Annotated in this window: 25 protein-coding genes; 7 read left to right on the forward strand and 18 right to left on the reverse strand. The window is 57.9% G+C overall.

Annotated elements, in window-relative coordinates; genetic code table 11:
* Positions 1 to 265: 265 nt before the first annotated feature.
* The 5 genes from ACNFIA_RS17470 to ACNFIA_RS17490 form a co-directional block, all read right to left on the reverse strand.
* Complete coding sequence (locus tag ACNFIA_RS17470) at positions 266 to 1,837, reverse strand: alkaline phosphatase family protein (protein ID WP_416787049.1); 1,572 nt, start codon at positions 1,835 to 1,837, stop codon at positions 266 to 268.
* A gap of 144 nt (positions 1,838 to 1,981) precedes the next feature.
* Positions 1,982 to 3,250 carry a phospholipase D family protein gene (locus ACNFIA_RS17475; protein WP_416787052.1) on the reverse strand — a complete coding sequence of 423 codons (1,269 nt, stop codon included), beginning with the start codon at positions 3,248 to 3,250 and terminating at the stop codon, positions 1,982 to 1,984.
* Positions 3,251 to 3,305: 55 nt separating this feature from the next.
* The gene (locus ACNFIA_RS17480; protein WP_416787055.1) at positions 3,306 to 3,779 is read right to left on the reverse strand and encodes a hypothetical protein; all 474 of its coding nucleotides are present in this window, start codon (positions 3,777 to 3,779) and stop codon (positions 3,306 to 3,308) included.
* 10 nt (positions 3,780 to 3,789) lie between these two features.
* Positions 3,790 to 4,518, reverse strand: coding sequence for an energy transducer TonB (locus ACNFIA_RS17485; RefSeq protein ID WP_416787056.1), 729 nt, complete (start codon positions 4,516 to 4,518; stop codon positions 3,790 to 3,792).
* Between the two features lie 102 nt (positions 4,519 to 4,620).
* The gene (locus ACNFIA_RS17490; RefSeq protein ID WP_416787058.1) at positions 4,621 to 5,391 is read right to left on the reverse strand and encodes an N-6 DNA methylase; all 771 of its coding nucleotides are present in this window, start codon (positions 5,389 to 5,391) and stop codon (positions 4,621 to 4,623) included.
* A gap of 158 nt (positions 5,392 to 5,549) precedes the next feature.
* On the opposite strand from ACNFIA_RS17490, the gene ACNFIA_RS17495 reads away from it, so the two are divergent.
* Positions 5,550 to 6,188, forward strand: coding sequence for a DUF6988 family protein (locus tag ACNFIA_RS17495; RefSeq protein WP_416787061.1), 639 nt, complete (start codon positions 5,550 to 5,552; stop codon positions 6,186 to 6,188).
* Positions 6,189 to 6,236: 48 nt separating this feature from the next.
* On the opposite strand, the gene ACNFIA_RS17500 is transcribed toward ACNFIA_RS17495, so the two are convergent.
* The 6 genes from ACNFIA_RS17500 to ACNFIA_RS17525 all read right to left on the reverse strand — a co-directional run bounded on the left by ACNFIA_RS17500 (position 6,237) and on the right by ACNFIA_RS17525 (position 12,482).
* Positions 6,237 to 7,205: a DUF6685 family protein gene (locus ACNFIA_RS17500; protein ID WP_416787063.1), complete on the reverse strand. Its 969-nt coding sequence runs from the start codon at positions 7,203 to 7,205 to the stop codon at positions 6,237 to 6,239.
* A 118-nt stretch (positions 7,206 to 7,323) separates the two neighbouring features.
* Complete coding sequence (locus ACNFIA_RS17505) at positions 7,324 to 8,604, reverse strand: DNA methyltransferase (protein WP_416787066.1); 1,281 nt, start codon at positions 8,602 to 8,604, stop codon at positions 7,324 to 7,326.
* A gap of 114 nt (positions 8,605 to 8,718) precedes the next feature.
* Positions 8,719 to 9,075: a hypothetical protein gene (locus ACNFIA_RS17510; protein WP_416787068.1), complete on the reverse strand. Its 357-nt coding sequence runs from the start codon at positions 9,073 to 9,075 to the stop codon at positions 8,719 to 8,721.
* Positions 9,076 to 9,285: 210 nt separating this feature from the next.
* Positions 9,286 to 10,056, reverse strand: a complete 771-nt coding sequence (locus ACNFIA_RS17515) for a hypothetical protein (protein WP_416787070.1) — start codon at positions 10,054 to 10,056, stop codon at positions 9,286 to 9,288.
* Between the two features lie 153 nt (positions 10,057 to 10,209).
* Complete coding sequence (locus ACNFIA_RS17520) at positions 10,210 to 10,854, reverse strand: SOS response-associated peptidase (RefSeq protein ID WP_416787073.1); 645 nt, start codon at positions 10,852 to 10,854, stop codon at positions 10,210 to 10,212.
* A 344-nt stretch (positions 10,855 to 11,198) separates the two neighbouring features.
* Complete coding sequence (locus ACNFIA_RS17525; protein WP_416787076.1) at positions 11,199 to 12,482, reverse strand: hypothetical protein; 1,284 nt, start codon at positions 12,480 to 12,482, stop codon at positions 11,199 to 11,201.
* Between the two features lie 215 nt (positions 12,483 to 12,697).
* Here ACNFIA_RS17525 and ACNFIA_RS17530 point away from each other — a divergent pair, with 215 nt between their 5' ends.
* On the forward strand, positions 12,698 to 13,084 hold the full coding sequence (locus tag ACNFIA_RS17530; RefSeq protein ID WP_416787078.1) for a hypothetical protein: 387 nt from the start codon (positions 12,698 to 12,700) through the stop codon (positions 13,082 to 13,084).
* Positions 13,077 to 13,478 carry a hypothetical protein gene (locus tag ACNFIA_RS17535; RefSeq protein ID WP_416787080.1) on the forward strand — a complete coding sequence of 134 codons (402 nt, stop codon included), beginning with the start codon at positions 13,077 to 13,079 and terminating at the stop codon, positions 13,476 to 13,478. The genes ACNFIA_RS17530 and ACNFIA_RS17535 overlap by 8 nt, the downstream gene beginning before the upstream one ends.
* 20 nt (positions 13,479 to 13,498) lie before the next feature.
* Here the strand turns inward: ACNFIA_RS17535 and ACNFIA_RS17540 are convergent, their stop codons facing one another.
* Positions 13,499 to 14,038 carry a hypothetical protein gene (locus tag ACNFIA_RS17540; protein WP_416787083.1) on the reverse strand — a complete coding sequence of 180 codons (540 nt, stop codon included), beginning with the start codon at positions 14,036 to 14,038 and terminating at the stop codon, positions 13,499 to 13,501.
* Between the two features lie 627 nt (positions 14,039 to 14,665).
* Between ACNFIA_RS17540 and ACNFIA_RS17545 the strand changes: the two genes are divergently transcribed.
* Positions 14,666 to 15,976, forward strand: a complete 1,311-nt coding sequence (locus ACNFIA_RS17545; protein ID WP_416787086.1) for a hypothetical protein — start codon at positions 14,666 to 14,668, stop codon at positions 15,974 to 15,976.
* Here the strand turns inward: ACNFIA_RS17545 and ACNFIA_RS17550 are convergent.
* Together ACNFIA_RS17550 and ACNFIA_RS17555 are read right to left on the reverse strand one after the other, a co-directional pair.
* Positions 15,925 to 16,506 (reverse strand): hypothetical protein, encoded by a 582-nt coding sequence (locus ACNFIA_RS17550; protein WP_416787088.1) that lies wholly within the window; start codon positions 16,504 to 16,506, stop codon positions 15,925 to 15,927. The two genes, ACNFIA_RS17545 and ACNFIA_RS17550, sit on opposite strands and share 52 nt — an antisense overlap.
* A 110-nt stretch (positions 16,507 to 16,616) precedes the next feature.
* Positions 16,617 to 17,054, reverse strand: a complete 438-nt coding sequence (locus tag ACNFIA_RS17555; protein ID WP_416787091.1) for a hypothetical protein — start codon at positions 17,052 to 17,054, stop codon at positions 16,617 to 16,619.
* A 700-nt stretch (positions 17,055 to 17,754) separates the two neighbouring features.
* Here ACNFIA_RS17555 and ACNFIA_RS17560 point away from each other — a divergent pair.
* Positions 17,755 to 18,069: a hypothetical protein gene (locus ACNFIA_RS17560; RefSeq protein WP_416787093.1), complete on the forward strand. Its 315-nt coding sequence runs from the start codon at positions 17,755 to 17,757 to the stop codon at positions 18,067 to 18,069.
* A 317-nt stretch (positions 18,070 to 18,386) separates the two neighbouring features.
* Here ACNFIA_RS17560 and ACNFIA_RS17565 read toward each other — a convergent pair whose 3' ends face one another.
* The 3 genes from ACNFIA_RS17565 to ACNFIA_RS17575 form a co-directional block, all read right to left on the reverse strand.
* Positions 18,387 to 18,689: a hypothetical protein gene (locus ACNFIA_RS17565; protein ID WP_416787096.1), complete on the reverse strand. Its 303-nt coding sequence runs from the start codon at positions 18,687 to 18,689 to the stop codon at positions 18,387 to 18,389.
* A 148-nt stretch (positions 18,690 to 18,837) separates the two neighbouring features.
* The gene (locus ACNFIA_RS17570) at positions 18,838 to 19,410 is read right to left on the reverse strand and encodes a hypothetical protein (protein ID WP_416787098.1); all 573 of its coding nucleotides are present in this window, start codon (positions 19,408 to 19,410) and stop codon (positions 18,838 to 18,840) included.
* Positions 19,411 to 19,501: 91 nt separating this feature from the next.
* Positions 19,502 to 20,644 (reverse strand): tyrosine-type recombinase/integrase, encoded by a 1,143-nt coding sequence (locus ACNFIA_RS17575; RefSeq protein WP_416787440.1) that lies wholly within the window; start codon positions 20,642 to 20,644, stop codon positions 19,502 to 19,504.
* An 87-nt stretch (positions 20,645 to 20,731) separates the two neighbouring features.
* Here ACNFIA_RS17575 and ACNFIA_RS17580 point away from each other — a divergent pair, with 87 nt between their 5' ends.
* Both ACNFIA_RS17580 and ACNFIA_RS17585 read left to right on the forward strand, forming a co-directional pair.
* Positions 20,732 to 21,601 (forward strand): DNA-binding protein, encoded by an 870-nt coding sequence (locus ACNFIA_RS17580; RefSeq protein ID WP_416787100.1) that lies wholly within the window; start codon positions 20,732 to 20,734, stop codon positions 21,599 to 21,601.
* A 181-nt stretch (positions 21,602 to 21,782) separates the two neighbouring features.
* Entirely contained in the window at positions 21,783 to 22,937 is a 1,155-nt protein-coding gene (locus ACNFIA_RS17585; RefSeq protein ID WP_416787103.1) for a hypothetical protein, read from the forward strand.
* A 39-nt stretch (positions 22,938 to 22,976) separates the two neighbouring features.
* Here ACNFIA_RS17585 and ACNFIA_RS17590 read toward each other — a convergent pair whose 3' ends face one another.
* Positions 22,977 to 24,080, reverse strand: a complete 1,104-nt coding sequence (locus ACNFIA_RS17590; protein WP_416787105.1) for a TrfA — start codon at positions 24,078 to 24,080, stop codon at positions 22,977 to 22,979.
* Between the last annotated feature and the right edge of the window lie 563 nt (positions 24,081 to 24,643).

A 24,643-nucleotide genomic window follows, 5' to 3' on the forward strand; every position in this document is an offset into this window, starting at 1 on the left:
GCCTTCCGCTGAAAAAATCCAACAGAGCGGCCCGGGCCCAGGACAGCTTCTATCCAGAAGCCTGTCTATAGGGAGCGGGTCGCGCGATAAGGGGAGGGTTGGTGCGCTACAAAGGCAGGTAGGAGCTTGGCCAGCACTGAGCGTTTATGCCTTGGGGCTGGTCATCCTCAGCCCCAAGGTACTTGCTTGTTACACACCGCACGTCTTTGGTGCTTCCGTTTCACTTTGAAGTGAAAACATTCCAAATCATCGTGAAAAACGTCAGTTAAGGCAGCAACACGGGATCAATCACCTGAGTTAGGAGGTGATCGTGACCTTCCACGTGCCAGTTGGCCCAGATCCGCCCCTTCTCATCCGGCTCCAGAGAAAGCCAATTACGCTCTGGGACCAAAAAGTGACCCTTAAAGCCAATAGGGAGCATGCGCGCTGATACCCCGTACTCAATCGACTCCTCGCCAGCCCCAAACTTCTCCATGAAATAGACGGCTACAGCAGGGGGAGGGGTGTGCACGATACCCGTCGATACCAGCTGGAAGATTACCCCAGCGCCGTGCCCGTGTTGCGGTAGCTTCGACTCAATCACGGCCGCGGCCGCTACATGAACGTCTCCACTCACAATCGTGACTCGTGACCCTCTGGCTGAGAAATTCAGGAGACGTTTGATCAGCCTCTGCCGCTCATCTCGATGAGGCTTGCTGCGCCAGTGATCTCGCAAATCGTCCTCGAGCTCCCACTGCCCAGGTAGAGCGTTCAGAGCAACCTCAGCCGCATTCAAGTCGAGGTATGCCACCGGCAGGCTGGAAAACACTATCAGGTGCTTGTGCTTGAGCGGGTCCAGATCGTTCATCCAGTTGAAAATGGCTTCCCATGTGTCTTCCGACGCGATCTGTGTGGGAGAGAAGCTCTTACCGACTTTGATGTCGGGTTGCCGTTCAGCACGTAGATCCGGCACTAGGAAAGCCAGTTCGCCCAATCCGCTATAGACCAGGCTGTACCCCTTCGCTCCTGGCTTCTGATTGGGCACGGCCGCTGGATGGACCTCTCCATCTACGAGATGTTGCTGGAACAGCCGGTAGTACCTTGAGGCAATCCTGAAAAGGTTCTGGTAGACAGGGCATGTATGAAGGTCCTGGGGATAGGACCCCCAACCATCCGTGATGTCATGGTCATCCCACATCGCGACGTAGGGGATCGACATGAGCGCTTCTCGCGGACCAGGCTGAGCCCAGCGATCGACGTAGGTCTTGGCGAAATAGCCGTCAACCTGAGCATCGAGCTTCTTGGTCCAAGGTGCGTTGATCTGTTGGCTGTGCCACAGGTCAGACCAGTCTTTCATTTCCCCAGGAATGACCATGAGGTCATCGGAATAGATCTGGTCTCCACCAAGGACGAGAAGGTTGAATTCCTTCCCTTTGACCTTGTGACGGGCTACCAGGTCGTTCCAACGTTCATTTTGGCGGTCGCGCACTTTTTTCCGGTATTTGTCGGCCGAGAAACCGTTGCAGGAGCCATAGGCAATCTGAGGGGAACACCTAAGAGGTGGGACGAAGAAGGTTGCCTTCCCAGATCCCACTTTGCAGGTACACAACGTGGAAACCGTTTTGTCCTTCTTGTTGGAGCGGTCTTCCTGGGCCGCACTCAACTCCACTCTCCAGACATCCTGGTTTGGGGCTCCGAAAGGAATGCTGGCGATCTTCGTGATGGGGGCTGCAGTGCAGTTTGTTACGTCGACGGTAGGCTTAGGATCACCCTTGTCTTGAACCACCAAGGCTGAAACCTGGTATTGGCCATTATGGATGCCGCGGAAATGCAGGATGGGACCGAGTAACAGGCTCATGGCACTGTCCTCCCTGACAAGGTGGGCTGGGTTGAGCCGTGTCCTCGCTACTCCCTGAATCCCATCAGCGTTGGCCGCGGCGCCTTCATGGTTGCAATCTGATATTAGCCCGCACCCGCGAAAATTCTCGGCCCCTTCGTCGCCTTACGTTGCCCGTACACTGAAACCAAGGAAGCGCAGCGCTTTGGCCATGCGCCCGTTGATTGGCGGCACCTGTTCGGGTTTGAGTGAGCCCACCAGTTCCAAGGCACAAAAGCGGCCGAAAGAGCCAAGCTTGAACTTCGGGTCGTACAGGACGGATGCAATGCGAACAGCGAAGTCCTCGTGGCCATGAATCAGGTGGATCAGCGTGTTCTGCACTTGGATAAGGTCGCCGTCGTTCCGCTCCCAGAATCGAGCCGGCAGAGCATCTGCGCCGCCCAAAGTGAAACGGAGCTGCTCGAGGAAGGCGTGAACAGCCATGAGCGCCTCGGCGATCGCCTCCTTGCCACTGGCCTTAATCGATTCAGGGCTTCCCATCACCGCATGTAGGGTATCCAGCAGGGCGAAGTAGTTCGCAGGGATCTTGGGGTCAGGGGTCGTCAGCCACTCCCGCGCCAGCGCCTGGATCAAAGGCTTCCGCTCCTGCTGATGAAGTCGTGGAGCATCCTGCCAGGCCGCGTCACCGGGCGCATGGGCCAGGCGGACCCAATTCAGGAAGCGATTGACCTCCGGAGCCCAATCCAGGCCCTGGAACTCTGGCCGGCGTTCGCCTTGCTCCTGAAGAATACCTCTCACCTCGTCAAAAGCGGGCCGGTACTCTTCGTAGATCATCTTCTGCAGGTCGCTGAGGTAATGCTGCTGCGCGGACTTATGGCCACTGCCGGCGAGGACGGTTTGAGGTTCGACGCTGGCAAGCTTCTGGAAAGGAGCATCCCTGTTGGGCAGCTTACTGGAAGCCTCCCAGGCGTCTCTGAATTGGAGCAACACCTGCTTCGTGAGCACAGAGGCTCCCGCCCAGACTGTTGAGAAGAAAGCCTCCACCGCCAGGCGACGGTCCTCATCGCCCGGCTGGTCGAGCAGGATGAGGGCCTCTCGATTGCTGATGAGCCCGCCGTCTGTAAGGTTCGCTGAACCCAACATGACGACTCCGTCCAGGACGAACACCTTCGCGTGATATCCGTCGGTGTAGTACCTCACGGCGACGTTCTTCGCTTCGAAGACCTGCTCCAGCGCCTTCGGGTTGGTCGCTGAGTTGAGGCACACCAAGAGTTCAATCTGCGCTCCGCGCTCTGCAGCCTGCAGCACCTCCTGCGCGCGGGTGAAATACGGCACCGCAATGCGGATGTGGGAAGCGGAAGACATCAGCCGCATGAACGGTCGAAGGACTTGATCCTCGCCCGGGCTGTTGGTGTAGATGCTTGATTCCGACATGCTGGGTACCTGATCCATAGGAGTGGACACAGGCTCGCAGCATGCGGGCGAGAGATCAACTGAGCCGGCGGGCGATGGAGAAGAGCGCCGATCGCTCGGCATCCGCGTCGGGTTGATGAAGGAAGGGCATGTAGTCGGAAGCCAGGTCCGCTTCAATCGGGGTACGGGGGAAGCCCGGCCAGTAGTTGCCCTTCGGGCAAACTACCGGGACCACACTCCGCCCCTTTGCATAGAGGAGCCCCCAGCGCGGGGGGAGGTCAGCGGGCAGGATCAGCCCTTCTGGGCAGAGGTAGAAGCGGTAGTTTCCCAGGCCTCCTGCAGTCCGCTCAGGCTTTGCGCTGTCGGCTCGGAAGTCGGCCCAACTGACCTTGACCTCAATTAACGCCGATGCAGTTTGACGAAAGGCGAGGACATCAGGCCGCTCGCGACTCCCAACGGTGAAAAGCTCGGTGGCGATGACCGGGAATCCGTTCTTCTTGAACCACCGCGCCCCCATCGCAACCAGTTTCTCATGCTCAGGACTGGGCACTGTCAGAGACTCACTTTCCAAGGCTCTCGGGTGTGAAGATGACGGTTCTCTGCAGATATAGCGCCCGATATTCCTCGTCCGAGAGCCGGGCAATCTCTGGTACCGACTTCACGTCCTGGATCGCCACGACTGCAGACCTGTCAAAGGCCTCGTCACCGCTGCCTTTCTTGACCTTCACTTGCTTGATTGCGCCGGTGCGAGCCATCTGGATTTCGATCGTGACCTGCATGCCATTCTTCGCGCTCGCCGGTCGGTGCCAGTTGTTACTGATGCGCTCCACCAAAAGGCTATCCACCTTGTCGGGGGTCACGACATCAGTAGCACCCTCAGCTTTGGGGACTTCCGAGAGGAGCTCAGCCAAGGCCAAAGTGCTCCGGCCATTCTCAGTGGTTGGTGGCGGGGCCTGATCAGCCTTGGGAGCGTCAATGGATACTGCCGGTGCTGCTGGCAGTTCCTGCGGCGCTACCTTGCCCGTGGCGGCCTTGTCTTCAACTGCGGGCGCTTTGCGATTCAACTCGACCACACTCTTCACCAACTCCACCACGCCGGTGATTTTGCCGTCCGCATCCTCTGCACGCGCCTGCAGTGCAACAAGTTGCCGCCTCAGTTGCTCAACTGCCTCAGCGTTCTGTTCTGCGGTCTTCTTAGCGTTCAGCGCCAGGAAAAAGCCGCCGGTGGACAGCCCCAATACAACGGCGCCGACGGCAACTGCCATCAGCGCATTCTGCTTCTCGTTCACTCAACGACTCCCAGGGGAAACTCTGTAGGCAGGAGGATAACGGCGGTGCCTGCTTCACCAAGGTCAAACCCCGCGTTGGATTTCCCACACGGAGCTAACGGATCAACTGGCCAACAGGGCTTTCGGCTCTGTTTGCACCGAAATCGGCTGTGCTGCACCGATGTAGGCTCGGCCCTTAGCACTGTCCAGGCTGAACCCACGGCGTAGCTTGATCTCGAACAGGCCAGACACATGGGCAGGGGTGCGCCAGCGGGAGTGCTCCTGCAGTGTCAGGGAGTTGCCATGGATCACCACCGCGGGTACGTGCAGCAGGCTGAGTTGGAGGTAGGCCATGTGTACGGCCCGGCAATCGATGTCCACCAACGTTGCGTGCAGGTGCTGCTGGTAGTTGATCCCTTCGTCTCGGAGTTGAAGAGCGAGGGAAATGATCATCGCACCCGAGCCGGAGGCTGGTTCGGAGACGGAGAAAAACCCGTTCTCCTCAATGTCCGCGCGAGCTTGGTCGCCGTTACCCAGCACCACGCTGCCAAGCAAGTCCGTTATGGACGCCGGGGTGAAGAACTGCCCGGCCTGGGCGCTCGATGCACCTAGTTCCATGAACAACTGGCCGAGGATGTCGCCAGGCGCTGCCTCAAGCGCGAGCACCAACTCGGCGAGTAGGGAGGAAAAGATGCTCTGATCCGCCGGCTTGTACTTGCTGATCAGGCGGAGGTATTCCCGCTCGCGGAGCTCACGCTGCGAGTAGTCGACTGCATTGCTGATGGCGATCGATGCCATCTCGCTGAAGTCTCGGAACACCTCGCGCGGCTGGTGGTATCCAACCTGGTTGATCAACTCGACCATGTTGCGGATATGTAGTGTGGCAAGTGACATGCTGTGCTCCGACCGGAAAGGGTGGAACTCAGTGTTCCTCTGGCAGGCGCGTGCCAGAACCGGGGGGACAAACAGTGCTGCGGTTGGGAACCGTAGGGCAGATTCGGGAGGGAGCCTGTGCAAGAATCCAAGGCCCATCTCCCACTGAGTTGTCACGGATGACCGACCCCGCTCTCGAAAAAATGCTCGCTCGCTCAGCTGAGTTGGAGGCAGAGATCCTCTCAATCGTAGGGGGTACCCCGGTCTACCCGGGCGATCGCTTCTTGGCAGCGATGATGGCCTGCGGCCTGGCAATGGAACATGCACATGCGCTGCGCGCGCTCTACACAGCAGGGTGCCCAACGTCCGCGGCCTCGATGATGCGGCTCCAGTTTGAAGCGCTTACCAGGGCATTTTGGGTGCATTGGGCCGCACCGGAGCTGGCGGTAGAAAAGCTGCTCAGCCCTCTGACAACTGAGTCAGAGCAGAGGGCAAAGAACCTTCCCTCCGTCAGCGAGATGATCGAAGCCGTGACGAAAAAGGCTCCGCCAGAGGCCTCGATCATGCTGGTGCAGTTCAAGGACCTCACCTGGGGAGCGATGAACTCGTACGTGCACAGCGGCATACACCCGCTTCAACGGCACGCGGAAGGCCATCCAATGCCCTTGGTGCTGCAGATCATTCAGAGCTCGAACGGCCTGCTGACCATGACAGGCATGCTGGCCGCAATCCTCACCGGCGATCCGCAGTGCGTCGAGCCCATGAAGAAAATCCAGATGCGGTACCGTGATTGCCTGCCAGAGCTGATCAAGCCCTGAGGTCAGGGCTGGTCAGCGGGCAGGGTTAACCTCGGCCACCAAGGGAACTCACGCAACAGAGCCGACGCTTCCTGCTTCGACGCCCACCGAGACGGATTGCTGTCCGCCCTGAAAAGGGACTTCGATCCGGGCGAGGTCCCTTAGGTGAGCGCCAAGATCGCCGTGCCCCTCTTCGCGTAGCAGGGAAGCAACTTTCATGGACCGATGGTCCGTCCGTGGAAGGAAAACCGCGCGGCCGCCAGTGTAGGGCCTGGGAAGATCGATCCAGAGGTAGCCTGCACGGTAGCTCCTCATTGCTTCATGGAACTGCACAAAAGCAGATGGATCGTCTGACAGTGCGAATATCTGGTAGTCGTCCACCAGGGCGGCAACAGCCTGCGGAGAGATCCGGTGGATGTGCAGATTGGCCTTCAGGGGTACTTTCACTCCAAGCCGGGACGCCAGGTAGCGACCAGCAACGAAGTGATGCGAACCGTCGGAGTTGCACAGAAACAACCTACGATCCCACTGGTGATAGGCGAGATGGTCCCGCGTTTGGTTCTGGTGAAGAATCGCGACCCCTGGCCAGCCCAGGCTTGCCTCAAGATTCTGCTGACTCACCTCTCCGACAAGGTAGCTGACACGCTGAACTGCCATCTCGTCTAGGGTGGAGAACGCCGCGAGGTCAGCTTTGGACGCTGCAAGCCCCTCAACGTCCTGAATCTCAGACTCCCAGTCCTCCACAACCTCGCTCGTACCCAGTCGCGCCAGCGCCTCGACTGTCAGACGGTAGCTGCAGAACTCGGGCCCCTCCTTACGCCAGCCGAGCAACTCACCCGCTGTCCGCCAGCTGCCGATCGCATGGTTACCCTTGCCCCATTGGTGCCAACAAGCCACATCGGTGATGTCGATTGTCCTTGAGCGGCCCTCGGGGCTGAATTTCAGGTCTGGGCTCTCGGCAAGAAAGTGTCTGAGTGAGGCCGGCAGGCCAAGGCTGTCCAGAATCACGCGAAGGATTTTGGTCGAGGTGGTACGCATTGCAAAAACTCCGTGGTTGGGATGTGCAACCACATGATCGAGTTGCGAAAAGGGCCTGTGTGGCTTAATCCGCCCCCAAAACGGTCACAAATAGAAATCGAAGGTCCTTCGTCTCGGATCAGCCGTTGAAGGCAGCGGCAATCTGCGGGTTCAACCAAAACCCTGGTCGCCCACGGAACAGCTCGGCACCGGTGCGGATGTGTTGCAGCATCAATTCCCCGGACATCCAGGTTCGTCCCAACAGTTCGGCCGCGAGCGACGTCATGTTCCGCCCCGCCCATGGATCAAGGACAAGATCGCCTTCTTCGGTCAAGAACTGGATCAGGAATTCGGGGATGGAAAGCGGCATAGGTGCCCCATGGGTTGGCAGGCCCAGGGCTTCAGCCGCCTTGCGGTGCTGTGTGCCATACGCACAACGGTGGCCGCGGGTAATGACGTTCCTCGGGATGGTCCCAGCAGTCGCATTGCTGAATGAGCCCGGCCGCAAGCGGTATGCGCCATCGCCGTAATTTGTGTGGCGCTTCTCGCCGCCGCCCTGGATCAGCTTTAGGTTTCGATCCGAGTGCGGCTGAAGGACGCGGCGGTTGTTCGACTTGCACTTCAACGGGTCCTTGCAGAACCAGAGGATTGGCTCATAGGAAACATTCAGTTGCTGGCGAGTCTTGCTTGCCCACTGCACCGGGCCCGGAGCCTTAGAGGGGTTCTGCCAAATCAGTCGATCCATGAGGTACAGCCCAAATCGATCGCACACCTCGAGCACCAAGCGCTCAATGTAGGTAGATCGCGCCGGCAGTCCTTCAATGAAGCAATCTCCAGACACGTTCAGGCACAGGCTCCCTTCGTCGGCGAGGGCCTCCACGATCGGCTCAAGGGTGCTGCAGATGAAATCCACAATTGCTCTTTCGTGTGGATTTCCGTACGCGCGTTCTCGCCGGAGCGGAAAGGGCGGACTGCCGAAAGCCAGCACCACTGGGGTTGTCAGGTTCTTGAATGCGTCACCACTAGCCCCCCAAATCGAGATGCCAAGGTCAGTGCGAAATCCAAGGACCTTGACCCCGCGTTTCGCTGCGTTGAGGCTCCGCTTCTCCGGTTCAGTCAGCCGCCAGACACCACGCTCTCCATGTACACGCTCGATCACGCCCAAAGCCTTGAGCGATTGCTGGCAGAAACGTACCGCTCGTTGCACGAGGCTGTGCTTGGCACCACTGGCTCCCACCGGCACCCGCTCGTTCATCACTTCCTTCGAGACGCCGAGTTGGTTCGAGATGATTTCGTAGAGAGCCTGGTTGGTGAGCGGTTGATCGGGATTCGCCTTGTAGATGTTCGCGATCTGCTCAACCGCGAAAAGTTCCCCCTGGCCGGGGGCGCTGACTTTGTGCTTCAGCCTGTTGCTACGCATGGTTTTCACTCGCGGCCGCTGGGGCCAGCCTGTTCGTTGGAGCAGGTCCGCAGGCCTGCTGATCTCCATGCCAGGATCAGCGGTCTGCGTGTGTGCCAGAAGCGGCTCGATGAATCACGCTTTGACAGGGTTGAGTAGAGCTCGCATCCGCGCCCACGTGCGCGGGGCAGCATTGCCTTTGCTCCAGTCGATACCGACTTCATCTGCCATCAGCTGCTCCAGCTCACGCCAGTGAGGAGCAATAGCCCGCCAACCATGGCCGCAGTCGGCCATCTCCGCGATCCGCTGATTCCACTCTGGGAAGGAGCGGAGCAGCCGTAGGCAGCGCCCAAGGTCACTCGGGTCGCTCGGCGAGGTGAAGCCGTCCTCAGGCACTACGCCCATCATGTGGGCCCAGATCGAGATCGAGGAAAGGCCGGTGTCTTCGCCAACGATCCATTGGGCGGCACGCTTAAAAAAATCGGGGGACATAGCAGCTCCAGCTCAAAGATTTGAGCCTGAAGCGTAAGGCCCGTCGCTGGAAACCGAGCGCAAAAGCAGGGTGCTCAAATTCCGGTGGGCACGGATCAGCGAGAAGCAGGAACGGTCAAAGAATATTGGAGGCCGGGGACATTCACCAAAGTGGCCTCTAGTGCAGAAATAGATCTGCCCACTATTTTTATTGCGTTCTTCACGAATGGATTATATGAAAAACCCAAGGAAGTCTCTGCCTTCAATGATGTAGTCGTCGGAACTTAGCCTTTCGACTGCTTGCTGGATTAGCTCCTGTCTTCCAGCAGTTTCTTTTATTATCTCTTGAAACTCAGGGCTTTCTGAATAACAGTCAACTCTGCTTTTTGAACCGCACTCAAAAGTCATTTTTTTCGAAGTTGCCACAAGGCTTTTGCTATCATCTTCCCCAGAAAGCCCCCCGTTTTTTACCATCGATACAAAAACCAAGCGCTTAACGAGATTTTGATTCTCTTTTTTTGTCAAAAAATCAAGCACTTCTGGAGAGTCGTTGTCCACAGTGTGAACTGCAATCCAATAGCCGACTGAATAGCCGGTAGCCCCACCAACGAATATTGCTGCCTTGATGCGCCAATCTTGAAAAGATGAATTTGATGCAAGAAACTTGTAAACGCCTGCCCCTGTAAGCGATAAACCGCCGCCGAGGAATGCTATGAGCAACTCACTTTTTGCCTCAGCAACCCGTGGCGTTAATGATAGTTCCAATGCATGCACATCACTAAAACCGCCTTTATTGTCTATAAGATTTTGACTCCAAAGCGGTGCACCGTTTTCATCCCGATATGTTAAAATTAATTTATTATCAGCACGAAGCTCGATGGTAGAGCTATTTGCAATTCTAGCGGCGATAACGTTCTTATCGTAAGCATATTTCGTCCCGATCGCATAGCCACTTGCTGCGAATAGTACGAACGAGCCTAAGAAGTACAATAGAATTTTCATGTTCGATTCTCTTAATTCCCAAGAGTCGCATCTTATGCTTGCGCTATAGTTTAGAACGGTGCAGAAATTGTGCAGGTTCGGGTTTAAAAATCCGGGCGCAAGAATTCCCAATAGCAAATCAGCTGCTTCAGGGACACCTGGAGCAGAGACGGGTCAGGAGATTGATATTTCTACCTGCAGCCGATCTGCAGGATAGAGGCGCACGAACTCCATACTCTGTTCGGGCGTGGCCCGCAGCCAGTCGTGGATGAGACCGTTGGGGAGGATCACGACTGACCGCTTCTCCTGGTCAGGCTTATGAAAGTTCCTCATGAGTTCGTGGTCAGCGGCGTTGAGGGTCAGCATCGAGTAGGAAAATAGATCGTTGCCTTCCGGCGTTCTCCAGTGCTCCCAGAGGCCTGCGATCGACATGACCCCACCGTCAACCCGAGAGATTCGGGTCGGAACTGCTTTCCCGGTACGCCAGTCGGGCTCGTAGATAGCCGCCGCCGGAATAATGCAGTGCTGGGCTTTCCGCCAGGCCGAACGGAATGAGTTCTTGGTTGCTACCGTCTCGCTCCTGGCATTGTAGGTGCTACGCCCCAGCGTACGATCCTTGGCCCAGTGGGGAAGAAGCCCGAATTGACCTACCAGCGCTTCCAATTCTGATTCGCCCCCATCAACGCTTTCTGCATCGCGCAGACGAATGAAGGGGCCCTCGTAGCAGGGGAATAGATCGATCTTGAACTGATCGGTTGGAGCTACACCGTAGCCCGCCAAAATCCGCTCAGACGTAGGCGATTCGTAGTGCGAACACATTGGGCTGAATCCTGTTTTCGGTATCCAAGCATAGCTCTAGACCGGAGATGAAAGACCTCCGTTCGGAAAACTGTAAAGGGTCAAGGCTTGGTCATCAGACCAGGCTTAAACCTTCACTGGAGATCAGCTATGCATGAGGACTTTCAACTTGAATGCCGGGCCTGTGGTGAGCAATACACCGTGCGCGAATACAGCCCGAAGGCATTAGGGGATAGGGATCGATGGACTCTTGAATGCCCGCATTGTGGTCATACCACGACGGAGAAGTCCGCCGGGTATCTGGAAGTCGTTGTAGAGAGCCTTTGAGAAGGGATGGCGGGCCATCTGGCCCGCCACACCTGCGATCACAGCTGAGCTGCGTTGCAGAGATCTTGGTAAGCCGTTGGGAAGTTGCTCGGGAATCCAGCAAGTGCGTCAAGGCAGAAGTAGGCTTCGTCGTATTCTCCTCTGGCCACCTCGTCACGGGTGATAGACACCTCTACCCATTCAGTTCCATCGAGGCAGAGGATGTCGAGGTAACCCTCGGGATACTTGCTCTGCTTCACCGACGCCATGAAATGCAGGAGAACAGAACCTCCGCAGGTCGCGGAGGAGGAAGCCACACAGCCCATGTCCTTTATCGGGGTCTTAGGCGTTTCCAAGTTACCGCACCAGTAGACTTCGTTATCCTGGACCCGAACATAGGGCATGACCATCGCCGCAGGTAGCTCATTCTCCTCAGGGGTGCGGTGTGTGTTCCACCATTCGCAAATGAAGCGAAGCGCGGGGTGGGCCTCAAGCTGGCCTGAACAATCGCCTTCGCTCCCTGGTGTCGCCCCTACATACCGACTCATCTGGTAAGGCACTGTTCGCGCCAGCTCGATTGCCTCCACCAGCACTCGAGCAGGCATCTGCAGAGTGCCGTTCGCCATGTGTTCCTCGAAGAATGTCGAGAGCTCATCTGCACGTCGATGAACATGCTCGTGCAGCTGCAGCTCCTGGTACTGGTGGATACCCGTTGCCTCCTCATAGGGGATAGATGGGATATCCAGCTCCTCGCGATAGAGCACGCCCTGAGATCCGTCACTGAGCACTTCAACGGCCAGGCTGGGCCGGCCGGACCAGTGCTCGGGTCTTAACAGCGAAGGCTTCAGGAACGCCATCGCGTAACGGTACATGTTCGAGACAGCGCCCCCTCGTTGCCGCCAATTCGAGACGGTCATCGTATACGTCCGATTCTCCCCAGGTAGGAGCCGAATTCGAATGAGATGGCGGACCACCCAGTCGGTGCCCCCCGGCAGCAGCCGCTCGAAGGTCCAACGAAACTCGACTTGGAAGTCATTCGGGAGGTTCTCCGCCGGCACACACCACCCATTACGGTTCGTCGCTGAACCGCCGACCAAGAACAGGGGATTAGGGTAGGGCTGGCGAATTACCACGCCGCCAGAGGGATGTAACCCTTCGACGTCGGCGAGGATCTCCAGTCGTACGGAGCGGAGTTCGAGTCGCAACGCCGTCGGATCGTCGAGGAGGAGCTTGGGAAGGAGGTGGAGAAGTTTGCGATCAGTGTCAGCGGTGCCGATAGCCACCCCATCGGCGCGGACCTGAACTATCGATCCGTCGGCCTGTAGCGCGTGCGCGAATTCCATGTGTTCTCCCTGGCTTGAGGTTCACCGGAAGAATAACGGCGGGGTAGATGGGGTAAGGCTCAAGTGAGGAGGCTGGATTCCAGGAGCGAAATGCTTCGATGTGTGGCAGCTAAATGGGCTGAGAACACGGGCTCGCTAGATGCCTGACCGGGTCGTAGCATAGGTCTATTACTGCATCTATGCTACGACGCCTACTGCGTCTAGACCTACTCAAGATGGACTTGCGTCACATGCCTTCAGACTCTCCCCAAACTCCCCATTCGACCATCCACTTACTCAGTGAGGCCGGGCTGCAGATCACCCTCGAAGCCGTTGTGGTCAGCTGCAGGTGGTTCGTAGCCGACGGCAATCGGGTGGCTAGCGTGACCGTACTGGGGAACAAGGGCGGCCCTATGGGGCACGGCATGGAGTGCAAACCTTTCCCGATATTCGAGCTTGATGCCGAGTACAGCGTCTTCGAGGCACTTGCCCAAAGGTTGAATCCTATTGAATCCGGGGGGGAGCCCACTGCGATCAGGGCTCGATTCAAGGCAGACCTGAAACCCATCTCGATCGGTGGCCGCTATGTCACCCACCTCCTTGAGCTTTTGCCCGATGAATGACGACTACCAGGCTCTAGAGGACTTCGTCAGCGCAAACGCAGGCAAGTCACTGGGCGCGCGCGAACGCTTCGAGTTTGGCGAGCTGATGGTCTATGCCCGAATCGCAGGAAGGTTGATCGAAGGGACTATGCAGTGGACTCTCGACCTAGCCGACGTCGAGATCCGGGATGAAGAGGCTAGGGGGCAAGGGCACTTCTCCAGGTTCCTGGAACGTGCAGAGCAGGCTGCTTTGGAATATGGCCTGGCGGTTTACGTGCAGTCGATCCTCAATCGGAAGCTGCTCGATATCCTCGTCGCCAAAGGCTATTCCCTGTGCGGCGGTGAGTTGTCAGTCTTTGATGCGCACCTCAGTGTCGCAGCCATGCACTCCCGAGCAGAAATGGCTCGAACCTGAATCGGCCCAGTCCAGAGCGGTTATTGCCCCCTTAATGCCAGGACCCACCGCTCTATGTCCGCGAGAAGTTCCTCGGCTGTCCTACGCACGTCGACGTTGTCCAACCCACGCTGCAGGAACCGTTTTGGGAAAAGTCCCAAGCAACCGATGCCCAGCGCGTGAGCAGAAACCAGGCCGGCGATATCGGCACCTGTCTGCCCTCCAGACCTCACGAACCGGATGGGATGTTCCTGAATCACCGCCCGCATGACCTGAAAGACCCAGCTGTTCACGGCTTCCTGGGTCCAGCCATGTCGGGCCAATGTGCAAATGCCATTGCCGGCGACGTTGAGCGAGTTGGCCGCCCGAGCAGATGCGGCCTCACTGAGCAGCTTCGCAGCATCAACTGGTGGGGTGGAAAGCGGGATGGCCACGTACGCATCCCCCGCGGCGCGTTTTGTCAGCAGTTCGCCAGGCGAAGTGAAGTCCTCAGCGAAAGCGACAGTAAGGTCCGCGCTGGTGGCATTTTCCCAGGTCCGTTTGGCGTACCGTGAGGACGAGTGCTCCCTCAACTCAAGCATTGGAGGAGTCCGATTCGGAGGGAAGGCTGTTCAAATACCGGATTTCTGCGTGCGGCCAGCACGTACACGCCCATTCAAAGATGCCGATCATCATTATGAGCGATTCATAGGACTCAGCCCCGAGCTGAGGGTCCAGACCCTTGAAGTAATCCGACCGAGCCTTGAGATCAGAGGCTGCTCTCCGAAGCTGCTCAAGTGCATCACCGGCAGTTGCCGGCGCGCCGTCGCCTCCCCAGATCGCCAGGTGGCAACCAGCCTCTCTCGCAAGAGGCAAGGCTTCGCGGGAAAGCCCGTAGCTGAACTTGCATACACCTTCTACGCGAAGTTCGAAGTCCGTCGCAGGGCCTCGCTTTACCATCGTCACACTCCTTGTCCATTCGGATCGCAAAGTACCGCACGACGGCTCCGACGTGAATCCTGAGCACTAATGGACGCTCTGTAGTCGCAGGTATCGGTTCTCCATGAAGAGATCGAAAGCGGTGTGTACGATGAAGCTGAGGACGCCGAGTGGGAGCTTCGGATGGAGGCCGTACGTCGTAGGTGTGAAAAATGTTGTACAGGCCAGCCCGATTCCGCATCCTGCCAACAACGGCAACTACCATTTCAGGCGCTGAGTAGAGGCTTCCTGTGATAACCGAACTCAGGGAAGACGCATTTCCGGAAATCTACGAGCGGTTCGTTAAGCTGCTCGGCGGAAAGCCATGGATAAAGGCGACCCAGGATCTGCAGCTGCAGATCCTGGAAAACCCACTCACACGGCCTCAGATTGAGCAGGAAAACATCGAAGCCTTTGGCTTGACGTTCTTCGACCAGTACCAGATGAGCCGACGGTTTCATCCAGCTTGGCCGAAGGTACAAGAGGCCATGAATTTCGCTGCTCAGGTTTGCGACATGGTGGAGAACGCCCTGGATGACAGAGGAACTCGGGGTTACATCGGCCGCGTGAGAGGTGCGTTCAAAAACAGCCGTGACATGCGAGCCATGCGAATCGAGCACCTTGCTGCGATTCAACTGTCACGCCAAGGGGCTTCCATATCGTGGCCCGATGAAAGCTCCGGTCCTGAGACTTTCGACATCCTGGCTTCGGGATTGACCCCGACTCCTATCGAAGTTGAGTGCAAATCCAACTCTCGTGATAAGGGTCGTCGAATCACACAGTCCGAAACGATGGCCTTCCTTTATCGAATACTGCCTCTGGTGATCGCTGAGGCTGTTCAAGGCGAGGCTCTTCTGCTTCGTGTTGTGGTCCCGAGCCGTCTCCCCACGAGGATCGAGGCTTTGGATCAGCTCGCCGGCGAGATTCAGTCGTCCCTAACTTCAGGTGCCTCCTCTACCCCTGGTGGAGTGATCCTGGAGGTTCAGCGTGGGAGTCCAGTCTTCCTGACGGAGATGGCTGATCCAAATCTAAAGCGAACGGCGCTGCTTCAGTACGCCATGCTTGAGATGGGGCGGCCAGTGGGATTCCGAGGTGGCACATGTATAGGGAGCGCCGGAGTGGTTATCGAAGTCTGCAGTCAGCGGAGGAACGATCTGTTCCGGAAACTCTGGGACACGGCCAAGAAAGCCATCCGAAACCAAATGACCGGGACCAGACCTGGCTGCCTTATCCTCAAGCTCGAAGGCTGGAGCCGTGAGGAGTTTCTCCGTGCATCAACGAGCACCACGAACGTGCTGGAGATTTTCGCTGAGGCCTTGTTCAGCGACGAAAAGCACGAACACCTGGCCTGTGTAGCCTTTGCGAGCGAGGAAGTAATGGTGTCCCTAAATGCCCTACAGGGGACCTCCCAAAGCTGCCTCTACGTTGCCGACCGCCAGGTTGGAAGGTACGCCAACCTGGGGATCGGTCAGATGTTGCTTGGAGCAACGGAGATAAAACAAATATGCGGTCAAGCCGCAGCCCTGGACGCGACCACCCAAAGCCCATCTACCCACTCATAGCCCGCGTTTAGCAGCATGGTCCGGGCGAGGGCTGTGCCAAGGAAGTACCCATCTTCCTCTATCCCTCTGCGATCAGCTGTCAGTCCTGCGGAATAGAATGCATCAAGCGCAGCTGCGCACGTCGGCTTCCTGTTGGCCATCTCTACGAACTGCTCGAAAGTGAATCCTTCCTTGCGCAAGCACTCGTGAACGAGGCGCGATTCAAGCTCGTCGACGATGGACTCAGCCAGCTGCTGCTTTTCCCGGTAGCTCATACCCTCGATGCCCAGCATTCGATCGGAGCAATGCGTAGTGCAGAACATGTACCGGAGCCCCTCCACGGTTTGATGGGCAGTCACAAAGAACCGCTCCCGGTGCTTGTTCGCCACCAAGAAGGCGAAGGGTTGCCCATCCAGGCCATAGAACAGAATCCCGCCGGCCCGTTTGGTGTAGAACCCGCTGACCGACTCGTCTCCGTTGGTAGCGGTCAGCGCTGGATCTTTTGCGGCTGGAATCCACTTCCGGCCAGGGGTTGCGATTGAGTGAGCCATTGTTAGGGCCTCCTGAGATGAGTCGTCATTTCATCTCAGGAGGCTGCGTGCCAGAAGCTCAACGACGGGGCAGATTGGCTCCGCACCGTCGGCCCTGAACGACCTGGCGCTTACCAGCGGCTCCCATCGTGGCTCTGGTTATCGGTGTCCTGCCCACCGACTATGTTTGCGTTGCTGCTGGAGTTGCCTCCGTCGCTGTAAGTGGTGTCGTAGCCGCCTTTGATGTTCGAGCTGCTGCTCGATTTTCGACCGTCGCTGTAGTTGGTGTCGAAGCCACCTTTGATATTTGCACTGCTGGAGGCCGAGGTACCGTCACTGAAGTTTGTATCCAGGCCTCCCTTGATGTTTGCTGAACTGGTGGAAGTGCGACCGTCACTGTAAGTGGTGTCGTAGCCACCCTTGATGTTCGATCGGCTGGTGGAAGTGGTGCCGTCGTCGTACGTGCAATCGTACCCACCGAGGATGTTCTCGCGGCAGCTATCCGCCACTGCGTGATAAACCGGGGAAGACAGAAGAAATGCACCCAGCAGAGCAACCTTGAGCTTCATGGAGTTTCCTTACGAGATCGACTCGTCATCCAGGGACACTAATCGGCGCACGCCTCTGATTTGAGGCATTGGCGCCAGTCAAAACGGAAGGGTTGGGGTAAGCGTGAAGGGCTGGTGGTGGATCGAGCTCCTCGATCTGGCCAGAGACAAGAGCCGTCTTCCGGGCCGGATGCAGGTTGCGGAGGTAGCGGCTTGCCAGTACAGACCCAGGCGTTGGTACGGAGTTTCCAGGAAGCAACAATCCGTTACAGATGAGCCAAAAGACGTGGCGGGTTTGAGCGTAGGGGTATCCCATCTCACTCGTTTTGCTTGCGAAGTCGCGAGTCCCTGGATGGCCCTAATGTGTCAGTAGTCGGGGCGGCCGTATCCGATTCGCTGGCACTAGGCTAGTTTTCGTCATAACTCACCGTTGATTTGGAGGGAGTTAACTATTGGTGTGTGAGAGCATTCATGAGTTGGAATTCAGACCCGATTGGATATCCTGACCAGCCGAACATGACTGGCCATACAAGGGCGCGGTTATCGCGCGCGAGAAATGGAGAACGTATGAAAGACGACGTATTTTTTGTGGGGGCAATTGCACTCTGTCTAGCCGTTGTATGTGGTCTGATTTGGTGGTCGCGACGGGGGCAGCGGAGAATCTCTAAAACTGCAGATGAAGGTTGGGAGGAGGTTGGTCGTAAGTGATAGGAAGGAGAACATGATGTCATTTGTCTTTGATGCAAAAACGTTTGTGAGGCCCGGCTACGAGACGGAGCAGGGGGACTGGGCAAGCGAAAGCATGAGGAAATTCGCGGAGTTTTATCCCGAACTCTCCCACTGGGGTGCTTTGGCATTGGCGATGGCGTGGCAGGGATACTCGCAGGATGTATGGCTTGTATCTTGGGAAGATATCAACATCAAAGAGCGTGACGAGTCGTTTCTCGATTACTGCTGTTGGGTCCAAACGAGGGGGCGTTGGGGATGGGAAAGAGACTTCGACAGACTCGCCAAAGCCAACGATTGGAAGTCTTAGAGGACATCGCATCCTAGTGGCCGATCAAGTCCCGGCCAGACCTCAACCGTAATGCTAGGAATCAGGCTTTCTCGTATCCGTCTCCAAACCGACCAGGTGCCACTCCCGATAGGCTGCAGTACACCCAAGTACACAGGGGTGTAATACGGTCCGTCGCACTGAATGTCGTCTGGTCTGGAGCACTCTGATAGCTTCCTCAACCCAGGCGCGCCTCCAGCCCCCATCGTTTGAACTGGTGGCATTTAATAGGAGGACTGTTTTGCCAGAACTGAAACGGTGGGTCGGTTTATCACTACCAACGATACTAGACTCGCGGCTTACTTAGTTCCTGAATTGATTTGGGTGCGAATTTCTTCAATAGACTCATTGACAATAAGTGAGCGAAGCCCGCGCAGGATGCTATTTTCGTCGTCTGAATAACAGTCGACAGGCTCATTCAGTACAACCTCTGTTCCAGTTTTATAGGGTGGAGGTCCCTGTAACCTGGCGTTTAGATCAGGCTCAAGAGATTGCATGCTAAGAATATGCGAGGCTTTGACGTCCATCTCAACTGGCGGAAAAATTAAACTTCTTCCGGTGTCGTATTTCACCGAAAGCCGTACCCAGTTCACATTGCTCATTACACACGTCCTAATCATTTCTGCTCGAATTGCAGCATCGTGCTGTTTATTGTATGCAGTAAATATCGATCAACTACCAATGGTGATCAGTCACCGATGGTTACCCATGCACTGTAAAATTTGCCTTCCGTTCCTATAGGGTTCGCTGTCACTTGCGGGGCTTGGGGCCGGATGCAACTACGGGCATGCCCAGGGCAGCACGCATCTCATCGCTCATTGCATCCAGTTGGCGCCTCCATATGGGCCCCGCTGCGCACATCGCTACAGCTTCTTCCAGGCTGGCCACAATTCCCCAGCTGGTGGAGCGATCCCATGCACCACCGTCCAGGCAACGCACCTCGTAGCGTGTGCCTGATGGCCATGCCTTAAACCATTCAGCCCGGCGCACTGGCACCTCTGCCTCCACCTGGTCAACAGTCAATGCGCCGTCGAAACCTTCTGAACGGAGGCGTTCCTGGTGTGCGCGAAAATGCGACTCTCGGTCTTCCCAGGTATCGGTCTCGATAAAAGGCAGATCCCACCAATGCTCTAACTCAAGCGGCTCGCGCTTGTCGTTGGGCGTTTGGTCGAACCAGTCCCGTAAGACGGGATTGAAAGGGAAGCGATCGCCAACCAACTGCTGATTCGCCGGCCAGTGCTTTTCTTGGTAGGTGTCGATTTCGATCAGTTGATCATCGTAGCCCGACGGGATCTTGCGAGTTAACGGCGTGTTCGTCGGCATAGTGCGGCTTCCTTTCTATTCGATGGGGGCGGATAGCCCGCTTTGATGCTGCCGAGCCCTTCAGAATACGGGCTTCTAGCGTCGGCCATGGTCAACCATCAGAGACGGTTTCCTGGCCCTCAGGTTGGTCTATTACAGACTCCTCAACGCTCTCAAACAAGTCTACAGAACCAAGCAACATGCTGGCCCGACTTTTCAGAAGCTCACCGGCTTGGAAGTATCCCATCACTGTCGCGATTGAGCGGTGCTCGGTCATGGCCATCACCTCTCCTAGTGACACCCCCTGACGCCCGGCCTCGCTGACAAACCCTGAGCGGAGGCTGTGCGCCCCCCAGTCGCCCTCCAGCCCGGCCAGCTGTGCGCGGCGCTGGACGATACGCGCCACCTGGTCGCTGGACAAAGCCTCAGTCCCCACCCGGCCGCCCCGGTAGACCCTGCGAAATAAGGGACCTGTGTTGGCCGGCGCCGCCGCCAACCAGGCTGCCAGCGCTTGGGCCGCCGGTCCGCGGAGGGGTTTCTCCCGGCGTATACCCTCGGTCTCTGTTTTGGTAACGCCGAGCGCATAGAGCCAAGTATCTGCATCCAATCGCCGCACATCACCCACTTGCAGGGTTACCACTTCCGAGCGGCGCCGGCCGCCACCGCTCCAGGCCAGCAGGAGCAGCGCACGATCGCGCAGTCCACGCACGCCATCGGTGCAGGTGGCGAGCATTGCTTCTAATGGTTCGCGCACGGCCGCGGTCTTCTTGCGCACGCTGACGCCCTGGCGGGCCTGAGCCTTGCGTGCTTCACGAAGCAGAGTCTTCACCGCCTTGCTGTCGGTGGGGCTGGGCCAGTCCTTGAGAGCGTGCCACTTGGCGAGCACCGCCAACCGATGGCGCACGGTGTTGTAACTCAGCGCACCGAGCTTGGTCTTGATGCCGGCATCCACCAGGACCGCGTCGATGGCAGCAGGTAAGAGATGTACCCAGCCACCGGCTTCGGGGCGCGCCAGGTGATCGAGGAGAAACTGTACCGCCACCGTGTCGGGCAACGGCCCGGCGTCCAGGCCGCGGCCGTAGCGCAGCTGCAGCCAGCCGGCCCAGTAGGCGAGGGCGCTGCGGTAGCTGCGCACGGTGTTGGCGGCGGTACCCGCGGCGACGAACGCAGCGGCCGCGGCGCGCGCCTCGGCATCGAGGCGATCAGTGGCGAGCAGGGCACTGTCGCCAAGCAAAAGGATTGGCGTATTATTCATTACGTTCAACGTATTATTTATTGGTTTCTAACGATTTATAGTCGGATAACATTTGTTTATCAGACCTAATATAGCCGGAGGCAGGGGATGGCGATAGGCGTAGCAGAAGAGGCCGTGTTTGCCGCAGCGGATGCGGTGCTGGAACGCGGTGAGCGGCCCACCGTGGAGCGGGTGCGCCTGGAACTCGGCCGCGGCAGTCCGGCGCGGGTCGGTGCCTTGCTCGATCAGTGGTGGGAGCGCCTGGCCCAGCGCTTGCGCGGAGAGACCCGTTTGCCGGCGCTGCCGGCGGAGGTGGCGCAGGCCTTTATCGCGGTGTGGCAGCAAGCGGTGTTGCTGGCCGATGGCGTCGCCGAGCAGGGGCTGGCGGAGCGGCGTAGCCTGCTGGAGACCGAGCGCCTGCGCGTCGCGGCGGTGGAGAACGACATCCGCCAGGCCGAGGCCCAGGCCCGGCAGCAGGTGGCGGCCGCGCAGGCGGCACAACGCGCGGCCGAGACCCGCCTGGCTGATCTGGAACAGCTGCTCGTTCAACGCCAGGAGCAAATGGACGATCTGCACAACCGGTGTACAGAGCTTGCTGAGGAGCGGAAAGCGGCCTTGCAGGAAGCCAGCAGCCAGCGCCAAGCGCTGCTGGCTTTGCAGCAGCAACTGAACGGGGAGCGGGAGGCTACTGCGACCTATGTACGCGGCGTGGAAGATAGGGCTCACCGCGAGGTCGACCATGCACGCGAAGAAAGCAAGGCGACCGCCGCGCAGTTGAAGGCGGCAGGTAAGCAACTGGAACAGTTGCGTCAGCGCCTGGACACTGCTTTGGCTCAACTCAGCGAGGCCCAACAGGTTGCTGCCGCGGAGTCGGCCAAAGCGGCAGTTCTTGCACAACAACTGGCTACGCCGGCGCGAACCAGTCGCGCCAGCGCCAAGCCGCCCAGGAAGCAAAAACAGCCCAGCTCTAAAGGGTAGCCATCCGGACATTGGGGCCGAGGAGTTCGGCGCCTACATCCTTATCCAGGCGGTGGTCAGGAACTACGACTCGCGCCGATAGGGCCGCGAATTCGGATCGCTACTCAAAAGATCAAAGCATCAGCCGATACAGGCGTTAGGCCTCTCGCGCCGGAAGATCAACAGGTAAGGGATGATCACAATGCAACTGCTTCGCTGCGCACCCGCGCTTCTTCTGGCCGTACTGGCCATCCACGCCACAGCCGCCAGTTTCGACTGCACCAAGGCTTCAAACTTCGCAGAGAAGGAAATCTGCCGAGATGGCTTTCTTTCGGGCCGGGATGAGTACCTGGCCAAACTCTACAAGGAAGCCCTGACAGCCATCCCCGAGAGTCAGGACACAATCAGGCAAAAGCAGCGTGAGTGGCTACAAAAACGCAACCTCTGTCAAACACAGAAGTGCCTCGACGACGCCCTGAGCGACAGGATTGTTGAACTCGAAAGAGCGCCTCAGGAAGCCCTTAGCCTGCGCATAGAGGCTCAGCGCCAGGTAGAGCTCGAACAACAGCGGCAGGCCGACTTGCAACGAGAAGCCGCGGCTAAGGCCGACTACGAGGCTCGAGTCGAAGAAGAGCGCCAGCAGTCCCTTGCACAGCAGCAGGCCCAGGCCGCGATAGTGCAACAGCAACAAGCTGCTCAGCAGACTTCCCCGATCAGCGCGGCGCCCTACACTGCAGCATCAGCCTATCCGCAGAGCAACCCGGTTAACTCGGCTCCCCAACTCACCTGGTGGCAGCAGTTCAAGAACAGCCCGGCCTGGAAGTACATGCTGCTCATTGGAGCCATCCTGACGGCCTGGGCAATGTGGCGTCACCACAAAGGCATTGGTGTGATCTTCAACGATTACACTGACGCCGCTATCACCAACCTGTTACCAGCAGCCGGCATTTTCTTGGGTGGGGTGGTGAAGTGGCTGGAGCTTCCGAAGGAACTCGCGATCGTGGTCGGACTGACCGGCGCCATGCTCGCCTTGATCTATGCGATTTTCGCGTCTGTACGAACGAACCAGGGGGTGCTGAGCATTACTCTGTCGATGGTGGCCAAGATCACACTGGTATCCGTTTTCTACGCCGTGATTGCCATGCTGGTGGCGTCGCTCTTCGTGAACACCAAGTACAAGGGCGAATCCCAAGCCCGGGCGAACTCCCGAAATCGCCGGGAGAAGAAGGAGACGATGGCCAAGATTGTCGCGCTGGCCAGCGCTTACACGGTTCTCACGGCCTGGCTCTGCCGGCGGCCGGAGTTCACTTCGCTCTCCGAATGCCTTGAGTTCGACCTATCGGCCGATCCAGCCTAAACGCTGAAATGCAGGGCGCGGCAAGCTGGCCGCGCCTCGCTAGACCAGTTCGCCTTCCGCCACATCTTCCAGATCATCCGCGTCGTCCAGATCATCAGCGTTATCAGCGGCGACAGCGGCCAGTTCCAGCTCCGATCGAATCCTCACTTCCATACCGATCTTGAGCCCGTCAACCATCTCCTCGTCGTTGTCGTTCCTGGTGATGACCCAGCCAGGCTCGATCCAGGACTTCTTCTCCCACTCTTCGAACCGCTTCTTCAGGTCGGATTTGAAGCGGCGCTTTACCTTCCCGTATTCGGAGCTCGATCCGCTCAGGCCGAAATATTTGTCTAGGCCATGCCGGTAGACCCCGTCACGATGCGACGCGATGAAGGGCAAAAGCTTCTTCCCGTACTTGTCGAGCTGATCCCAGATTTCGAAGGGGACAAGCGTAGTGTTCACCCCATCGAAGAAGATCGCTGCAATAGGGTCCAGGTTCAGCAACAGACGGCCAGTCTTGTGGTTCTTCGCCTGGTTTGTCAGGAAGCGCATGCTGATGTCGACCACAGTGTCATCCTGCTCGATGGCCGCAGCGATTTCCTTGATCTGGTCGCCGTACCGGTTCTTGATGAACTCCAGGAAGAAATCCCTATCAGGAATCCCGATCGGGGGCCGGGTCAGCAGGTCGTAGAGCCGCTTCAGTGCAGGTTTGCTAGAGATGCGGAGTTCACCGGCGGCCAGGTCATCGAGGATCTTGCGAGCCTTCTTGAAGTTGGCTCCGGAGTCATCAAGTTTGAGCCATCGGCAGACATCTGCCTGGCGGACTCGCACCGATTGGGTCAGGGAACGGCCGCGCGCCAACACCATGATGCGGGCGAAGACTATTTCGTGGTCGGTGGTGAGAGCAGGGCCTCGGTACCAAACGGCACCCGACCCCAGGGAGAAGATCTTGGTCCACTCTTTGAAGAAGGTGCCCTTCGGGACTTTGCCTGCAGAGAACAGCGCGGAGCGGACGATCGGATTGGACTGCTCGAAATACCGCTCATTTGTGAAGGGGAGGACGCCCTGACCAGAGTCGGTGTCGAACTTGGTCAACAGCTTGAAACGCCTGTCGTCTACAGCTACCTGCCGTTCTTCTTCAGGTGTCAGCTTCAAGTCGGTCATGGGCTGGCTCTCTTCTGTTGCGTGTTTCGTCCGTCTCGACAAACCTGGTGCAAGGATATATTCCCGCAGCACCATTGATTAGAGCTGCTCAAGACTAATTTAGCATAAGGCGCCAAGCATTCCCGTTACGGGGTTTGGATTACCGGAATCCTGTGAGCGCTCACCGAAATCCGGTGGTATAAGGCGTGGCATGGTACCGGCTACAACGCTCACAGGATTCCGGCTCGTCGGAGACCCGCTCACCAGTTTCCGGTTCTAGACAGGCTGACCCTGTGGCCACGTGGCACAATCCGCTCACCAGATTCCGGTCGCATAGTACCCAGCATCACCTGTGATGGGCCGCAGGGCGGCAGGCTCTCCAGGTAGCAGCAGCCAGGCGTCTCCTGGGTGCTACAGCAGCTATCGCCCCTCGACACCCCGCGCGGGGGACCGACAGGCCGGCGACACGAGATGAGCGCCATACCAGCAAGGGCAGCCTGCAGACCAACCATCGAAGCCTGTCGGACATTGAACTCCGGTCGACCCAAAGCGCCAGGGCAGCAGGTCCGCTGCGCTCACCAAAT

Source organism: Pseudomonas sp. NY15437, from assembly GCF_048068435.1.
GTDB classification, from domain to species: Bacteria; Pseudomonadota; Gammaproteobacteria; order Pseudomonadales; family Pseudomonadaceae; genus Pseudomonas; species Pseudomonas nitroreducens_B.

What these genes read in the sequence shown, in the direction of transcription:
- ACNFIA_RS17585 (WP_416787103.1), top strand. Translation starts at nt 21,783, where the DNA reads ATGCAACTGCTTCGCTGCGCACCCGCGCTTCTTCTGGCCGTACTGGCC.
- ACNFIA_RS17520 (WP_416787073.1), bottom strand. Translation starts at nt 10,854, where the DNA reads ATGTGTTCGCACTACGAATCGCCTACGTCTGAGCGGATTTTGGCGGGC.
- ACNFIA_RS17510 (WP_416787068.1), bottom strand. Translation starts at nt 9,075, where the DNA reads ATGTCCCCCGATTTTTTTAAGCGTGCCGCCCAATGGATCGTTGGCGAA.
- ACNFIA_RS17550 (WP_416787088.1), bottom strand. Translation starts at nt 16,506, where the DNA reads ATGGCTCACTCAATCGCAACCCCTGGCCGGAAGTGGATTCCAGCCGCA.
- ACNFIA_RS17500 (WP_416787063.1), bottom strand. Translation starts at nt 7,205, where the DNA reads ATGCGTACCACCTCGACCAAAATCCTTCGCGTGATTCTGGACAGCCTT.
- ACNFIA_RS17490 (WP_416787058.1), bottom strand. Translation starts at nt 5,391, where the DNA reads ATGTCACTTGCCACACTACATATCCGCAACATGGTCGAGTTGATCAAC.
- ACNFIA_RS17560 (WP_416787093.1), top strand. Translation starts at nt 17,755, where the DNA reads ATGATGTCATTTGTCTTTGATGCAAAAACGTTTGTGAGGCCCGGCTAC.
- ACNFIA_RS17565 (WP_416787096.1), bottom strand. Translation starts at nt 18,689, where the DNA reads ATGAGCAATGTGAACTGGGTACGGCTTTCGGTGAAATACGACACCGGA.
- ACNFIA_RS17525 (WP_416787076.1), bottom strand. Translation starts at nt 12,482, where the DNA reads ATGGAATTCGCGCACGCGCTACAGGCCGACGGATCGATAGTTCAGGTC.
- ACNFIA_RS17580 (WP_416787100.1), top strand. Translation starts at nt 20,732, where the DNA reads ATGGCGATAGGCGTAGCAGAAGAGGCCGTGTTTGCCGCAGCGGATGCG.
- ACNFIA_RS17505 (WP_416787066.1), bottom strand. Translation starts at nt 8,604, where the DNA reads ATGCGTAGCAACAGGCTGAAGCACAAAGTCAGCGCCCCCGGCCAGGGG.
- ACNFIA_RS17575 (WP_416787440.1), bottom strand. Translation starts at nt 20,644, where the DNA reads ATGAATAATACGCCAATCCTTTTGCTTGGCGACAGTGCCCTGCTCGCC.
- ACNFIA_RS17570 (WP_416787098.1), bottom strand. Translation starts at nt 19,410, where the DNA reads ATGCCGACGAACACGCCGTTAACTCGCAAGATCCCGTCGGGCTACGAT.
- ACNFIA_RS17470 (WP_416787049.1), bottom strand. Translation starts at nt 1,837, where the DNA reads ATGAGCCTGTTACTCGGTCCCATCCTGCATTTCCGCGGCATCCATAAT.
- ACNFIA_RS17535 (WP_416787080.1), top strand. Translation starts at nt 13,077, where the DNA reads ATGAATGACGACTACCAGGCTCTAGAGGACTTCGTCAGCGCAAACGCA.
- ACNFIA_RS17515 (WP_416787070.1), bottom strand. Translation starts at nt 10,056, where the DNA reads ATGAAAATTCTATTGTACTTCTTAGGCTCGTTCGTACTATTCGCAGCA.
- ACNFIA_RS17495 (WP_416787061.1), top strand. Translation starts at nt 5,550, where the DNA reads ATGACCGACCCCGCTCTCGAAAAAATGCTCGCTCGCTCAGCTGAGTTG.
- ACNFIA_RS17475 (WP_416787052.1), bottom strand. Translation starts at nt 3,250, where the DNA reads ATGTCGGAATCAAGCATCTACACCAACAGCCCGGGCGAGGATCAAGTC.
- ACNFIA_RS17540 (WP_416787083.1), bottom strand. Translation starts at nt 14,038, where the DNA reads ATGCTTGAGTTGAGGGAGCACTCGTCCTCACGGTACGCCAAACGGACC.
- ACNFIA_RS17530 (WP_416787078.1), top strand. Translation starts at nt 12,698, where the DNA reads ATGGACTTGCGTCACATGCCTTCAGACTCTCCCCAAACTCCCCATTCG.
- ACNFIA_RS17590 (WP_416787105.1), bottom strand. Translation starts at nt 24,080, where the DNA reads ATGACCGACTTGAAGCTGACACCTGAAGAAGAACGGCAGGTAGCTGTA.
- ACNFIA_RS17555 (WP_416787091.1), bottom strand. Translation starts at nt 17,054, where the DNA reads ATGAAGCTCAAGGTTGCTCTGCTGGGTGCATTTCTTCTGTCTTCCCCG.